15 protein-coding genes and 1 tRNA gene are annotated in these 13,967 nt (G+C 33.1%); 1 reads left to right on the forward strand and 15 read right to left on the reverse strand.

The window, feature by feature from the left end:
* Window positions 1-8: 8 nt before the first annotated feature.
* The 8 genes from Q0E86_RS07690 to Q0E86_RS07725 all read right to left on the reverse strand — a co-directional run bounded on the left by Q0E86_RS07690 (window position 9) and on the right by Q0E86_RS07725 (window position 6,988).
* Complete coding sequence (locus Q0E86_RS07690) at window positions 9-1,271, reverse strand: hypothetical protein (RefSeq protein WP_295755855.1); 1,263 nt, start codon at window positions 1,269-1,271, stop codon at window positions 9-11.
* Window positions 1,272-1,307: 36 nt separating this feature from the next.
* On the reverse strand, window positions 1,308-2,087 hold the full coding sequence (locus Q0E86_RS07695) for a SagB/ThcOx family dehydrogenase (RefSeq protein WP_295755857.1): 780 nt from the start codon (window positions 2,085-2,087) through the stop codon (window positions 1,308-1,310).
* A gap of 13 nt (window positions 2,088-2,100) precedes the next feature.
* On the reverse strand, window positions 2,101-3,570 hold the full coding sequence (locus tag Q0E86_RS07700) for an ATP-binding protein (protein WP_295755859.1): 1,470 nt from the start codon (window positions 3,568-3,570) through the stop codon (window positions 2,101-2,103).
* A complete protein-coding gene (locus Q0E86_RS07705) occupies window positions 3,567-4,835 on the reverse strand; it encodes a VWA-like domain-containing protein (protein ID WP_295755861.1) in 1,269 nt (422 codons plus the stop codon). Before Q0E86_RS07705 ends, Q0E86_RS07700 begins: the two co-directional genes overlap by 4 nt.
* Window positions 4,835-5,740 carry a leucine-rich repeat domain-containing protein gene (locus tag Q0E86_RS07710; RefSeq protein ID WP_295755863.1) on the reverse strand — a complete coding sequence of 302 codons (906 nt, stop codon included), beginning with the start codon at window positions 5,738-5,740 and terminating at the stop codon, window positions 4,835-4,837. The genes Q0E86_RS07705 and Q0E86_RS07710 overlap by 1 nt, the downstream gene beginning before the upstream one ends.
* 62 nt (window positions 5,741-5,802) lie before the next feature.
* Window positions 5,803-5,886, reverse strand: a tRNA-Leu gene (locus Q0E86_RS07715).
* A gap of 85 nt (window positions 5,887-5,971) precedes the next feature.
* A complete protein-coding gene (locus Q0E86_RS07720; RefSeq protein ID WP_295755865.1) occupies window positions 5,972-6,205 on the reverse strand; it encodes a hypothetical protein in 234 nt (77 codons plus the stop codon).
* 186 nt (window positions 6,206-6,391) lie between these two features.
* Window positions 6,392-6,988 carry an L-threonylcarbamoyladenylate synthase gene (locus tag Q0E86_RS07725; protein ID WP_295755867.1) on the reverse strand — a complete coding sequence of 199 codons (597 nt, stop codon included), beginning with the start codon at window positions 6,986-6,988 and terminating at the stop codon, window positions 6,392-6,394.
* A 72-nt stretch (window positions 6,989-7,060) separates the two neighbouring features.
* Here Q0E86_RS07725 and mnmE point away from each other — a divergent pair, with 72 nt between their 5' ends.
* The gene (gene mnmE, locus Q0E86_RS07730) at window positions 7,061-8,389 is read left to right on the forward strand and encodes a tRNA uridine-5-carboxymethylaminomethyl(34) synthesis GTPase MnmE (protein WP_288520155.1); all 1,329 of its coding nucleotides are present in this window, start codon (window positions 7,061-7,063) and stop codon (window positions 8,387-8,389) included.
* 13 nt (window positions 8,390-8,402) lie between these two features.
* Here the strand turns inward: mnmE and Q0E86_RS07735 are convergent, their stop codons facing one another.
* From Q0E86_RS07735 to Q0E86_RS07765, 7 genes are all read right to left on the reverse strand, one after another.
* On the reverse strand, window positions 8,403-9,476 hold the full coding sequence (locus tag Q0E86_RS07735; RefSeq protein ID WP_295755870.1) for a Xaa-Pro peptidase family protein: 1,074 nt from the start codon (window positions 9,474-9,476) through the stop codon (window positions 8,403-8,405).
* A gap of 10 nt (window positions 9,477-9,486) precedes the next feature.
* A complete protein-coding gene (locus Q0E86_RS07740; protein WP_288520150.1) occupies window positions 9,487-10,719 on the reverse strand; it encodes a cell wall metabolism sensor histidine kinase WalK in 1,233 nt (410 codons plus the stop codon).
* Window positions 10,712-11,389, reverse strand: coding sequence for a response regulator transcription factor (locus tag Q0E86_RS07745; RefSeq protein ID WP_295755873.1), 678 nt, complete (start codon window positions 11,387-11,389; stop codon window positions 10,712-10,714). Before Q0E86_RS07745 ends, Q0E86_RS07740 begins: the two co-directional genes overlap by 8 nt.
* A 22-nt stretch (window positions 11,390-11,411) precedes the next feature.
* Entirely contained in the window at window positions 11,412-12,080 is a 669-nt protein-coding gene (locus tag Q0E86_RS07750) for a response regulator transcription factor (protein ID WP_295755875.1), read from the reverse strand.
* Window position 12,081: 1 nt separating this feature from the next.
* Complete coding sequence (locus Q0E86_RS07755) at window positions 12,082-12,603, reverse strand: GTP pyrophosphokinase family protein (RefSeq protein WP_295755877.1); 522 nt, start codon at window positions 12,601-12,603, stop codon at window positions 12,082-12,084.
* Window positions 12,604-12,660: 57 nt separating this feature from the next.
* Window positions 12,661-13,701 carry an aryl-sulfate sulfotransferase gene (locus Q0E86_RS07760; RefSeq protein ID WP_295755880.1) on the reverse strand — a complete coding sequence of 347 codons (1,041 nt, stop codon included), beginning with the start codon at window positions 13,699-13,701 and terminating at the stop codon, window positions 12,661-12,663.
* A gap of 95 nt (window positions 13,702-13,796) precedes the next feature.
* On the reverse strand, window positions 13,797-13,967 hold a 171-nt coding region (locus Q0E86_RS07765; protein WP_295755884.1), incomplete at its 5' end, for a zinc ribbon domain-containing protein.

Raw genomic sequence — 13,967 nt, forward strand, 5'->3', positions numbered from 1 at the left:
CTTTTTTTCTAAGATTGTAAAGCAGCAATTTGTTGCTGATAATATGCGATTTGTTGCTGCAAAGAATACAACATTTCATTGTTTGTATCAATTTGAGATTGAATCTGTGAACGATCTTCATCAGATGCATTTGCCAAATCTGATTCTAAACTCTGTGCATATTGCGCATATGTATCGTATTCTTGCTGCAAACTATTTAAAGTAGCTTGATACTCTTGAACTTTTGAAGCATTATCTGCCTTCTTCTGCTCCTCTTCTTGTTGAGCCTTTTCTTGAGCTGCCGTCTTTAATTCAGCTTGTTCCTTACATAAATCAATAAAATCTTTTCCCGTTTTTGATTTTGATAAAGAATCCACTTCCTTTTTCAAACTCTTTGATAAAGAACTATAAACCGACTGCATATCGGCAACAGCCATCTTTTCTTCATCGGATTTCGCATCCCATCCATTTAATAAATCAACAATCTGTTGATAAGCTGGAAGCTTTACTTCCTCTTTTGTCTGTTGAAGTTCTTTGACTTCCTTTAATAAAGATTTATAAGACTTACCTGTTTGTTCTTTAAAATATTCATTAATGGAAATTTTCTGTTTGTCTAAAAGCTTTTTATAACCCGAATTTAAGTCGATTAGTTCTAGCTTTTCAGCATCCGACATCATATTATCTCCATACTCATCCGCATACGATACTAACTTGTCATATGTTTTTTGTTGAGATGGTGAAACAATATTTTGTGGATCATAAACCAATACTTTATATGAATATACACCTAAAGCAGCTACACCTAATAAAATAAATCCTAAAATAATCTTTGTGATTTTACTCATAGGTTTCTTTTTCTTTGATTTCTTATCTTTAGGCTTCTCTTCTTTTTTAGGCTTTTCTTTGTTTTCCTTGTTTTCTTTTATTTTTTTTACTTGCGAAGGTAATAATTCATCATCATCATTTGACATATCTTGTAACATTGTATGAACAAGATCTAAGGCATCATTAGACTGCTCATTTTCAATCGATGAAGTTGTAAAATCATCATCCATATGCTGCAAGTCTGCTTTGTTTTCTTCATAAAAGCGCTCTTCTTCGGCAATTGTTTTTTGTCCACGCTCTTTTCGAAGCATATCCAATGCAGAAGACATTGTCTTTTCAGCCATTCTTCTTTCAGCTTCCGTCATCTGATGAACCTCTTTAGGCTTTTTCAATTCTTCGTTATATTCTATTTTTTTATCCAAAAGTGCTTTTGAATAAGCATCTATATTCTTATCTTTTTTACTCATAATATATTTTCCTTAGTTCCAATTTATTTTAACACATTATAAGCCTTCTTTTTCAACAAATTCATAAAAAGATTTTTCTTTCGCAAAATCCTCTGGATTCACCTTTCCAACTGGCTGAGAATAAATAATAAATTCATTTTCGCCATCCAATTCAAACATTTCATCACAAATTGATGTCACACAAGCACCAATTCCACAAGTGCCTAAGCCAATACTTGTACTTGCCAAATAGATATTTTCACCCACATGACCAAGATCCACTAATGCGATTCGATGGGCAAGATGTCCATAGCGCCATTCAGTTCGGTATGGTATGTAGCTAAAATAGAAAATCACATTGGCTTTTAAAGCCCATAATTGATCACACAAGGAAGATGCCAAAACATCCGACACTTTATCAATCGGATTCAAATATTCAATACGATGTTCCATAGGCAAATAATGATAGGTTCCAGGAGTTAATCCTTCTACATTTTGACATACAAAATAAAGTTCAAAACCATGACGAGCACCGCCAGAAGGTACTGTACGCAAAGTCGCATACTTTTTGCCACGAATTTGTTTCACACCTTGACAAGTCCAAAGAATATAAGAAAGTTCTAACAAAGACATTGGCTCTTGCGTATACACACGACTACTATGACGTGTGTTGATAATATCTAGAAAGTTTGAACAAATTTGTAACGCATCAAAATTTTTAGGAAGTTTGATTGATTCCTTTCGCATTGCCTCTTTTACTAAAGGTGGTTGTGGAAGTTTTTTATCTTGATCCGATTCAAATTCTTCCACATCATATTTTAATTCTGAATAATCCATACTATTCCTTTCTTTAATGAGCTAACTCATCTAATAATCTTGCCTTTTGACTTCCAATCAACAAGACTTGTTTATACTTTTCATATACATCAATGGTATGTGAACTTAAATACAAGGCCATTTCAGCTGACATTGTCAAGTTTGTGACAAATATTGTCATTTCCTGGCCATTCTTAAATGCACTTTCCATAAATTCAAACGCATTTTCTATTTGAAGTTTCAATTGACTATCTAACTTTTCCAGCTTTTCCTTTTGTTTAAAGAATGGTTTTGTACAACAATCAAAACGCGACTTAGGATCTAAACTTTCATCCACCACAACGTTTTGTATCTCATTTAACACAAATTCATATTCATGTTTTTGTGAAGAATTCAATAATTCTTGCTGCAACTTATCGCGATATAAAGACACAAATCCCTTTACATGATCTACATAAGATACATCCATATGATTTCGATAATTTTTTAAGAAACCAAACCATAAATCCGTACAATTCTTTTCAAAAGAATATATATGCACTTCTCTTAATAAACCATCCATCACTAAATTGACGACAGATATTCTTTCATCAAAATCCGCATTAAACAAACGAGCATAAATAGAACTTGATACATTTCCATTTAAAATATCATCAATACCATAATCATCCTGATACTTTTTATAGACCAAATAATACGCAAATACATCTTCTGCAATATCCTCATGATGTAAATATTCATAGATCGTATCTTGCGATATTTCCAAATGCATCTTTTCATATGTATAAAGTAAATATGATAAATCTTCCCAGCCTCTAGCCGTCACAAATTCCATGCCATCCACACTTGTTGATACTATATAAAAATTTCTAGGTTTTAATTCCAAGTAACTTAAAATCATAGGATGAATATGTTTTGAGATTGCATATTCTTTCCATACATAATAATCCGTTTCGACATGGATATAACGAATACGATCCATTGTCACGACATCAAAATCTCGAACCGATTTATTATATTCCCCAGGATTTCCGGCCGCTACAATGATCCATCCACTTGGTACTTTTTGATTCCCAAACGTTTTATTTTGTAAAAATTGAAGCATGGTAGGAGCTAATGTTTCAGACACACAATTGATTTCATCAATAAATAAAATCCCTTCTTTTAAACCAGTTTCTTCCATTTTCGAATAGACACTCGCAATGATTTCACTCATTGTATATTCGGTAATTGAATACGTTTTTCCTTGAAATTCTTTTTCTTTGATAAAAGGAAGTCCCACTGCACTTTGACGCGTATGATGCGTAATTGTATAACTGACAAGTCCAATCTGACATTCCTTCGAGATCTGTTCCATAATCTGTGTTTTTCCAATACCAGGAGGACCAATCAACAATAAGGGTCTTTGATTTTTGGCATCAATTTCATATTCACCAAAGCTATTCTTCGATAAATAAGCCTGCACAGTATTTTTTATTTCATTTTTTGCCTGTAATATATTCATAACTTTTCTTCCAATCTATATTGAATTGCCCAAGAAGGCACTTTACTTCGATCATACTCTTCTAAATAGATAAATGCTGTTTTATAAGTTGGACACTTTTTTGGATAAATCCCTTTTCCATCTGTAAAATAAAGTAAACCACAAAGATTTTGAAATACTCTTTGATCCACCAAATCATTCACATAGCTAAATGCCGGTCTAAAATCAGTATTTCCTCCACCAACCAAAGTAAATGAATCCAACAAACGATCCATCTCCTTTTGATTGGAAATGACATCCTCTTTTCGAATCCTGTCATCACATTGAATGATGTGTACCTTACATGATTTATAAAACATATTTGAAGTGCTCAAGATACTATATGTATTTGAAAGAAATCGTTTTGCGAGTTCTTCATCAATCGAATAACTTGTATCGAGCACAATCACAAACTCATAGATTTTTTTGACTTCTTTTGTCTCTAAAGGTTCAATCAAAGGCATATTTTTATAAATAGACATCCCATATGTGTAATACGATAAATCGAATTCATCTTCATTAATCTGCATTTCTTCTTTCATAATACTAAAACGTTTCAAAAATTGTGAAAATGAATACTTTGATTTTTTTGCCTGTAAACTCGACACAAGAAAAGCATCCCCATCTTCATTCTCTTTACCTTTTTGTTTGTGATCAAATATCGTCTGTTTGGCAACACTTTGCCACTTCTTTTGTACCGAAGACGATTGAGGTATTTTTTCATCCTGTTCTTTAGGCCATGATGTATGATCATCTACCACAAATTCATAATATAGATTTTGAATATCATCTTGTGTACAAAGCCATTCATAAACCGTAATACAACTCAATCCATCCAACTTTTCAATTTGGTGATATACATCTTTTCGAGCATAGGATAAGATTCGTGAAACACTTTTTTTATGCATTGAATCCAGTGTATATTCCACGACAATGTCACAAGCTACGTTCCAAATAAATTCGATACGATTTTTTCTTAGCCAAATATGACTATAAAGACAATGCAAGATACTATGTAAGTAAGCACGATTTAAAAAAATCGAATTCTTCTGAAAAAGTTCAATCACCTTCAATGGATTATAATAAAAATAAACTCCATTTGTGGCACATACAGATACATGCTCATCTTCTTTAAATATCAACGTATTTAAAGCCGTTAAAAAATGAGGCATATCCATATAGAGTTCGGATCGAACAAGTTCTAATATATGAATGGCCTTTTCCTTTTCCCAATCACTTTGTCGCATTAAAAATCCTCAAAAGAATATGTAGATGATGATGTAACCATCTTATTCTTTAATTCCATCAATAGAGTTCGAGTTTCCAAATTCTTCTCCATAAAAATCAATCGATCTAAATCAGATTGATTGAGACACTCTTTTTCTAACAACTTTTCAACCATAACACATATATCTTTATATGTATGTAAATAAGAAGTCAAATCATGTGCTTTTAAATAAGGAATGTATCTTTCAGAGCCCATCATAAATCTAAGAATGGCAACATGAAAGATACAAGATTCACTTTCTTCTGCACATAACTTTTCAAAGCAGGCATCATATCCATCAAAATCAATTTTACCGTCTTTAAAACACTGTCGCATACGAAAGCCTTCCCCTTCGATATTCAAGGCAAAAATATGGGCCGGTCCTACTTCATCATAACTACCATTGTATTCTGGATAGAATATAGAACCGTCGATAAAATCAACTTCAATATCCCAAGTGATTTGAGTTAGTATTTGTTTTAAAATTGTGACAGAAAATATAGAACAGTCATAATAGATATGATTGAGTTTTAAACAATTCATAAACGCATCACTGCCAATGCTCATTAAACCAGAAGGTAAAAATACTTCTTTTAACATTCGACAATTATAGAATGCATAATCTCCTATTTTTGTTAGTGTCTTTGAAAGCTTAACACTTTCAACATCACTACCACTACACTCATGATAACTAGAACGAATCTCATGACTTAAAATAGAATTAGATAAATCAACTTCCTTTTTAGAAAAACAATAGTTACCTATTTCACGCACAATATATCCATCAATGAGTTCGGGTATTTCAATTGTGGGACAAGTGGAATAGATTCGATGGATGCGAATTGAATCTTCATTTATTTTTTCATAATATACACAAATTTCCATACGCAAATTATAACATAAAACAAAAAAAGACAACTACCGAAGTAATTGTCTACATTTACAAGTGGTGCGGGTGAAGGGACTCGAACCCCCACGCCGAAGGCGCCAGATCCTAAGTCTGGTGCGTCTGCCAATTTCGCCACACCCGCATTTCCAACGTGCTCACTTATAATACACTAACGCAAAATAAAATGCAAGTGTTTTTTAAAAAAGAAGCTACATTTTTGTAACTTCTTAATGTAAAACAGTCGGCTGATGCATCATTTCGATTTCATCTTGGATATAGGCTTCTACTTTTTCTAAAAGCTCATCCGTAACTTTGATGTCCCCAATCATAAAAGGGCCATCATTCATATCGCCTTCTTTCACAAATTTAATTTGTGGAAGCTGCGGCATGCGATGATTTCCTAATTGTTTTTCAATTTTCTTCAATTGCTCTAAAATAGGTTCAGCAATTTCTTTAATCATTTCTTCTTCTGTCATACTCAGTATTATAATAAACCCCCATCATTTTGACAAGTTTTAACATTTGTTCAAACTTCAATTCATTTTATTGAATCCACTTTAATTTAGAGTATCATACTAAATGAACTGCTAGATTTGTTCATACGCACCCTGGCCTATGCTTTTTAACATAAGTTCTGGGTGCTTTTTTTAAAGAACCAATTCTAATTCTTCTAATGAAATAGGTCCTGGTCTTAATACTTGTAGTTTTTCTTTCGTGCAATCTACAATCGTACTTGCCTGCAAAGCTTTACATGTACCTAAAACAATTCCATCTATTTTTGGAAGTTGTTCATATACATCCTCACTTGTTAGTGCCGTCTTTTCTCCCGATTGATTGGCACTTGTAACTAAGATTGGACAATTCAATTCGTCAATCACATCTAAAATGAATTTTTCATCAGGAATACGAATCGCAATCGTACTTAGGCCATTTGTGTATGCTGGATCTACACTATCTTTCACATTGACAACCAATGTTAATGCGCCTGGCAAAAACTTAGCGGCAATCTTTTCGATTCTTTCATCCACTAAAGCGACTTGTTTCATTTGTTCTACATTTGAAACCATCATCGGAATTGGTTTCGTTTCTGGACGATGTTTTGCGCGTTTTAATCGTTCTAAATCGTTTAAATTACCATACTTTACACCCACACCATACACAGTATCTGTAGGTAAAGCGATAATTTTATGTTCATTAAATGCACACGCTACTTCGTGTACTTGTTTTTTTGTATATTCGATCATGTTTACACCTCTGTCTAAGACATTATACATCTTTTATGATAAAATACACTAAGAAAGAAAGGATGTTTAACAATGTTTGAAAATACAATTGCGGCTATTTCTACTTCTTTACAAGATGGTGCCATTTCCATCATTCGTTTAAGTGGAGATCATGCTATTGAGATAACACAAAAAATATTTGACCGTAATATTATGAATGCGAAAAGTCATACGATTCATTATGGTTTTATTATAGATCAAGAAAAAAATCCTGTGGATGAAGTTTTAATCTCTATTTTTAGAGCGCCAAAAACATATACACGAGAAGATATCGTCGAAATTAATTGTCATGGCGGTACTTTTATCACACGCAAGATCTTATCCATGGTCTTAAGTGCTGGTGCAGATCTTGCAAAACCGGGAGAATTTACACAACGTGCCTTCTACCATGGAAGAATTGATTTATCTCAAGCCGAAGCCGTTCAAGATATGATTGACGCAAGCAACAATACAGCGGCTACTATGGCGATTCATGGAATCAAAGGAAGTGTAAAAAAATTACTACAACCTTTGATTGATGATTTAATGGATATTATTGCGCAGATCGAAGTGAATATTGATTATCCAGAATATGAAGATGTTGAACAATTGACCACAAATGATTTGTTGCCAAAGACAAGTGATTGGCTAGAAAAAATCGATCATATTCTTTCTCGTGTTCAAACGGGACAAATGTTAAAAAAAGGAATTGATACGATTATTGTTGGTAAGCCAAATGTTGGTAAATCCAGCTTATTGAATGCACTTCTTGAAGAAGATAAAGCCATCGTTACCGATATTGCAGGTACGACAAGAGATTTGGTTGAAGGTCAAATTCATATTGGTAGTGTTCAATTGAATCTAATCGATACAGCGGGCATTCGTGAATCCAGTGATAAAATCGAACAGATTGGTATTGAAAAGAGTCAAGAAAAATTAAAGGATGCCAAATTGGTTCTTTTAGTCTTTGATGGTTCCAAAGAGTTGGATGATGAAGACAAACAACTATTAGAACTGACAAAGGATAAAATGCGTCTAATTATCTATAATAAGTTAGATCAGGCAGAAGCGAATAAGGATGGCATCTGGATTTCAGCTGCCAATAAAGAGATTCAACCATTGATCGATGCCTTAGAAAATCTGTATCAAAATGATTTATTAAAAGAAGATCCATTACTTTCAAATGAGCGTCAAATCGGTTTATTGAATCAAGCCAAAGAAGATATGTTAAGAGCAAAAGAAGCCATGGATATGATGGTAGAGCCAGACTTGATTGAAATTGATATTCAAGCAGCTCATGATCACTTAAAAGAAATATTAGGTGAAGTGCATAGAGAAGATTTATTGGATACTTTATTCTCAAAATTCTGTTTAGGTAAATAAGAAAATGCGATGACTAACCAATCATCGCATATTTTTTATCTAGTTTATTTAAAACAACACAACCATCTTCAGTAACTAAAACTAAATCTTCGACACGAACACCCATTTTATTTGGCAAATAAATACCTGGTTCAATTGAGAAGATCATGCCTGGTTTTACCGTTTCTGTATTTGTAGAACTTACATCTCCAAATTCATGATCGGTTTGACCAATAAAGTGTCCTAGTCGGTGTGTAAAATATTCGCCATAGCCAAAGCTTGAAATATAATCACGTGCAGCTGCATCAATATCGCATAGACGAACGCCTGGACGAATGATTTCTTCCGCCTTTTCATTGGCAACACGCACAATATCATGAATCTTTTTATATTCATCACTTGCTTCTTTACAGAAATAAGTACGTGTCATATCCGAACAATAACGATCTTTTCTTCCACCAATATCAATCACAATACTATCTCCTGCTTTTAATACAGAATCATCTGGCATATGGTGAGGATCAGCGCCATTGGCTCCAAATGAACAAATTGGTGAGAATGATACGTCTTGACATCCCAATAATTTATATTGTTCAAGAATAAAAGTTTCCACTTGTTTTTCTGTCATGCCTACTTTGATAAAATCTCTTATACGTTCCATCACAACATCATTGATTTGTGAGTTTTCAATCATACATTCAATTTCTTTTTCATCTTTAATAGCACGCGTATCATCTACATATTTAGAGCCTAATACGACTTTTAATCCCTCGCATTTTTCCATTAAAGGAATCAAGAAGCGTGCTGTCCATTCTTTATCAATGCCAAGTGTTTCTTTAGAATCAATCACACTTGCCAACATTGAAATCGAATCGTCTGTGTCACTAAACCAAATTTCTTCACAATCCTTTTGTTCAACTGTAAATAATGTATTTAAAAATAAAACTTTTCTTCCTTCATCATTCAAATATAGCGCAAACAATCTTTCTCCTGGACCCACATCTACACCTGTTAAATAATAGATGCTGCATGGTTCACTCACTAAGATTTGTTTAAGCCCATCCGCCTTCATTTTATCAATCACTTGATCGACTCTTCTTTGAAACATAATTCTCCTCCTAGAAATTCAAAGTAAATTCCGTACCTTGTTTTTCATCACTTGTCACACTTAATTTAATTTTATGACTTTGTGCAATCTGACTTGCGATTGATAGTCCTAAACCAGCTCCACCCTGATATTTTCTAGATTTATCAACACGATAGAAACGTTCAAATACGTGTTTTAAATCTTCCGGTGGAATATAACTATCCGTATTACGAATCGTAATGACTGGTTTATTTTGTATCTTTGCCAACTTAAAATAGATCTTTCCACCTGAAGGTGTATATTTGATCGCATTGTCCAAGAAAATCAAAATCAATTGTTTTAATTGTGACTCATTTCCATGTACCTCTATATTCTCTTCCACTTCATCAATTAAATCAATACCTTTTTCAAACGCAATCGATTCAAATGGCAAAACACAATGAAAACATATATCACTCAACGAACAATTCTGCATCGAAATCTCAATTCGATTCGCATCATTCTTGGCAAGAAACAACATATTCTCTACAAGCTTACGCATACGATTGGCTTCACTTTGTATGGAATCAATCCATTTTTTCTGTGAAGAAATCGATTCTGTAGAATGATTTAATAACACATCACTATCGGCTAAAATAACGGTCAATGGTGTTTTTAATTCATGGCTGGCATCTGCCACAAATTGTTTTTGTTTATCCCATGCTTGTTCAACTGGTTTTAGTGCCCATTTACTCAAAACGCAGCTTAATATAAAGAATACAAGTAATACAGTAGAACCGATTTGAACAGAAATAATCAACATTCTTTGAAAGGATGACTGCATATTTGAAATGTCCACAAAAGCTACGGCATAACCAGAAGGAATGATGGTATCTTCATCCACTTGATAGTTTGTGATCTTTTCTTTTTTATACGCAAATCCAAGCTTTTTTAGTACGCCCACATCCTCTTTATGTTCTACACTTTCAATTAAACTTTGTGCATCTTCTGCATAAATATTCCATACCGAACGACTCGTGATCATATATTCATAATCCGAGTCTGTATAAATCACAAAGGAATTGCCAATAAAGTTTCGATTATTTCCAAATGAAATATTAAAATCCTTATCTTTTAATTTTAATGCCATTTCAAGACTTCGCTCTACATCCTTTTTATCATGCACGTAGTTTGAGCAACAAACCACGCCAAATACAGATAGTAGGATCACACTGACAAAGGACATTAAAATCAAAATGAATTTGGTCTGTAATTTTTTAAGCATCGCAAACCTCAAGTCGATATCCAACTTTTCGAATCACTTTGATTGAAACTTGACTCTTTAAAAACTTCAATTTCTTTCTTAAGAATGAAATATATACTTCGACATTATTATCCATCGCATCACTTTCACTTCCCCATACCGAAACAATCAAATCATCTTTAGAAGTAATCATTTCTGGATGTGACATTAAATGTTTCATAATTTCAAACTCTTTATATCCCAAATGAATATGTTGACTTTGACAATACAACTCACAAGTATCGAGTTGTAAAGATAGATCTTCATACTTCAATTCATGTACAATGACTTCTCCTTTACGTCTTGTGAGTGCGTTAATGCGAGCTACAAGTTCAGCAGCTGAGAATGGTTTTGTCATATAGTCATCTGCACCTACATTTAAGCCTTTGACTTTGTCTGGAATTTCATCTAATGCCGACAACAAAAGTGTGGGTGTCTCAATCTTATTGGCACGCATCTTTTGTACGATTTCAAAACCATTCATGCCCGGAAGCATGATATCTAAAACGGCTACATCATAATATCCGCTTAAGGCAAGTTCTAAACCTTCTTGTCCATCGTAGGCCATTGTCACTTGCCATTTTTGTTCCTCTAATATTTGTGCAATCGCATACGCAATATTTTTTTCATCATCTACAACTAATATATTCATAATGCACGCCCTTTCTTCTTTTTTATATATTAACACACAGTTCTATATTTTCTTCATCATTTTCTATATATACTTTTGATTGTAATGCCAATAATTTACGATTCAAATAAGATACATAAAGTGAAACAGTATTTTTATACACATCGACTCGATTGTTCCATACTTTTTCAATCACAAGCCAAATAGGTACTCGATTCGATTCACTTCGAATCAGCAAAGAAAGAATACTACACTCATATTTCGATAATTGATATTTTGTATTTTTACATTGAAGTGTTTCTTCTTTCTTATTCAATAGAATGTCCTGATATTGTAGATAAGAATCATCTATCACATTTTCTTTTAACATCACTTTGATTCGTGCAATCAATTCTTTGGTAGAAAAGGGTTTGGACAAATAATCGTTGGCTCCTAAATCAAAACCTTGTACCTTATCATCTACTTCATTTAATGCACTTAAAAGTAATATAGGAATATCTATCTTCTTCTTTCGTATAATAGACAATACTTCATACCCATTCTTTTCTGGCATCATAATATCTAAGATCAATCCATCGTAGATTTCTTGAGAAATAAAACGAATTGCACTATTTCCATCAAAACACACATCACAAATATATCCTGCATCTTCTAAGACTGCTTTTAATGCCTGAGCCAAATTTTCTTCATCGTCCGCAATCAATAATCGCATTTTATCCCTCAATTCTATCTTTAATTGTTTGAAATGATAAGTCTAAAGAGGCAATCTCATCGGCACATCGTTTTAATTCACTACGAATCAATTCTTCATCTTCAATATCTTTCTTATAATGAATTTGATGTTCTAGATTTGCCCAAAAATCAAGTGCAATTGTTCGCACCTGAATTTCAACTAAACATCCATCCACTTTCACAATCATATGCAGACTTCGATATCCGCTTGGTTTAGGATGTCTTAAATAATCTCTTACTTCCACCACTTCAAAACTAGAATTGATCCAGTCTTTTACTTGATAGATTTCATCTACAAACGAACAAATGATGCGAACACCAATAATGTCATGAAGCAATGAATATTCATCACCTATCTTTTTTAAAACACTTTCTGGTGATTTGATCCTTGAAGTTGTATATTGTATACAAGCTAATGAACTCGATTGAATCGTATTTAAAACGTGATCCAAAACATTTTTAAACTTATCATAATCTGTTCCATAAAATTCTTCGTATGTCATACCATAAACATACACGCAAAGACTTAAAATTGGCTTAAAAAAGTTAGAGATTGCTCTCTAACTAAAATAATATCCTTTATAATCATAATAATAGATTCGATAAATAAAACTATCATTTTTCTTGATACTGAATTGTTGTTCTAAATTTCCATCCGTATCATAAATAGATAGTAGTCCTGCAATTCCTGAATCTACGACGATATGATCCCCTAGATTTTGTGCACTGGATACATAGGCACTAAATGGAACTTCAAACGAATTGACTAAAGTATATGTACCTTCATTTTCATCCACTAAGTATTGATAGTAATATGATGTCGTTCCTTCTAAAATACTTGTTTGAATCCCATCATTAACGGTCCAGTCATAATCTTTTCTTGTCTTTGAATAACCAAAGTTATTGTCAAACATATATAGATAATATTGACCGGATTCAAGGGAATCATCTTCCATATAGGTTACTGTATGTTGTCCTCCACTTGTTAAGAAGTCACCTACTTTTGTATATAAATAGTCTGTATAGTCCGTATCCTTCCAGAAATCTTCATTTCCAATGATATAGCCAATACTTGGATTTGTGCTTAAGTTATTGATTTTAATGATTGAACTTGTTTCTCGAGACGAAAGAATCGCACTATCATCACTTAAGTATTGTAGTGTATTGATATGCATCCAATCCCATTTTGAACCTTCTTTATGGTCGGTACTTTCTTTATAACTTCCAAATAAATCATCTAAATCTAATAATTCACTAACTTCTTCTGTATCTACATCCACTTTAATAATGCAGTCTTCAACACTATTCTTTTCTTCATTTGTAGCTAAAAGAATTAAATTTCCATCCTGATCAAATTGATAATCGTGATGAATAATATAACTACCCAAATCATAAATGTGTTCAATCATTCCCAAATGATTGATAGCTGCCATTCGATGTGTTGATACACTCATATATAGTGTTTGATCCTGCATCAACATACGATGAGAACGATATCCAATAATTGGAATTTCTGAACGTAGAATACCATTTGTATCATACATATAGACAAAGTCTTGATCATCCGCATCATTTCCTAATAGTGTATTTGAACCTCTCATCACTGAAGTGACGAGATTCTTGGGAACAGGCTTCTATTGAAACCTTTCTTACCAAGCTATCCCCGCAGTTCCTGCGGTTCTTTTTTTATTTTTAGCTAATTAGCCAATATGCCTTGCATCAATATATTGATGGATGCATTTACATCTCTGTCATGATTTGAATGACATTTTGGACATGTCCATTCTCTTACATTTAAATCTTTTGTTTCTTCATTCTTATATCCGCAACAATGACAGGTTTGACTGCTCGCATAGAATGTATTTAC

The organism is uncultured Holdemanella sp., assembly GCF_934754935.1.
In the GTDB taxonomy this organism is placed as follows: Bacteria; Bacillota_I; Bacilli_A; order Erysipelotrichales; family Erysipelotrichaceae; genus Holdemanella.

Excerpts from the sequence above, each read along its gene's own strand:
- Q0E86_RS07710 (WP_295755863.1), bottom strand. The coding sequence starts at position 5,740 with ATGGAAATTTGTGTATATTATGAAAAAATAAATGAAGATTCAATTCGC.
- Q0E86_RS07750 (WP_295755875.1), bottom strand. The coding sequence starts at position 12,080 with ATGCGATTATTGATTGCGGACGATGAAGAAAATTTGGCTCAGGCATTA.
- Q0E86_RS07695 (WP_295755857.1), bottom strand. The coding sequence starts at position 2,087 with ATGGATTATTCAGAATTAAAATATGATGTGGAAGAATTTGAATCGGAT.
- Q0E86_RS07735 (WP_295755870.1), bottom strand. The coding sequence starts at position 9,476 with ATGTTTCAAAGAAGAGTCGATCAAGTGATTGATAAAATGAAGGCGGAT.
- Q0E86_RS07745 (WP_295755873.1), bottom strand. The coding sequence starts at position 11,389 with ATGAATATATTAGTTGTAGATGATGAAAAAAATATTGCGTATGCGATT.
- Q0E86_RS07755 (WP_295755877.1), bottom strand. The coding sequence starts at position 12,603 with ATGACATACGAAGAATTTTATGGAACAGATTATGATAAGTTTAAAAAT.
- Q0E86_RS07720 (WP_295755865.1), bottom strand. The coding sequence starts at position 6,205 with ATGATTAAAGAAATTGCTGAACCTATTTTAGAGCAATTGAAGAAAATT.
- Q0E86_RS07760 (WP_295755880.1), bottom strand. The coding sequence starts at position 13,701 with ATGAGAGGTTCAAATACACTATTAGGAAATGATGCGGATGATCAAGAC.
- Q0E86_RS07740 (WP_288520150.1), bottom strand. The coding sequence starts at position 10,719 with ATGCTTAAAAAATTACAGACCAAATTCATTTTGATTTTAATGTCCTTT.
- Q0E86_RS07700 (WP_295755859.1), bottom strand. The coding sequence starts at position 3,570 with ATGAATATATTACAGGCAAAAAATGAAATAAAAAATACTGTGCAGGCT.
- Q0E86_RS07725 (WP_295755867.1), bottom strand. The coding sequence starts at position 6,988 with ATGATCGAATATACAAAAAAACAAGTACACGAAGTAGCGTGTGCATTT.
- Q0E86_RS07690 (WP_295755855.1), bottom strand. The coding sequence starts at position 1,271 with ATGAGTAAAAAAGATAAGAATATAGATGCTTATTCAAAAGCACTTTTG.
- Q0E86_RS07705 (WP_295755861.1), bottom strand. The coding sequence starts at position 4,835 with ATGCGACAAAGTGATTGGGAAAAGGAAAAGGCCATTCATATATTAGAA.
- mnmE (WP_288520155.1), top strand. The coding sequence starts at position 7,061 with ATGTTTGAAAATACAATTGCGGCTATTTCTACTTCTTTACAAGATGGT.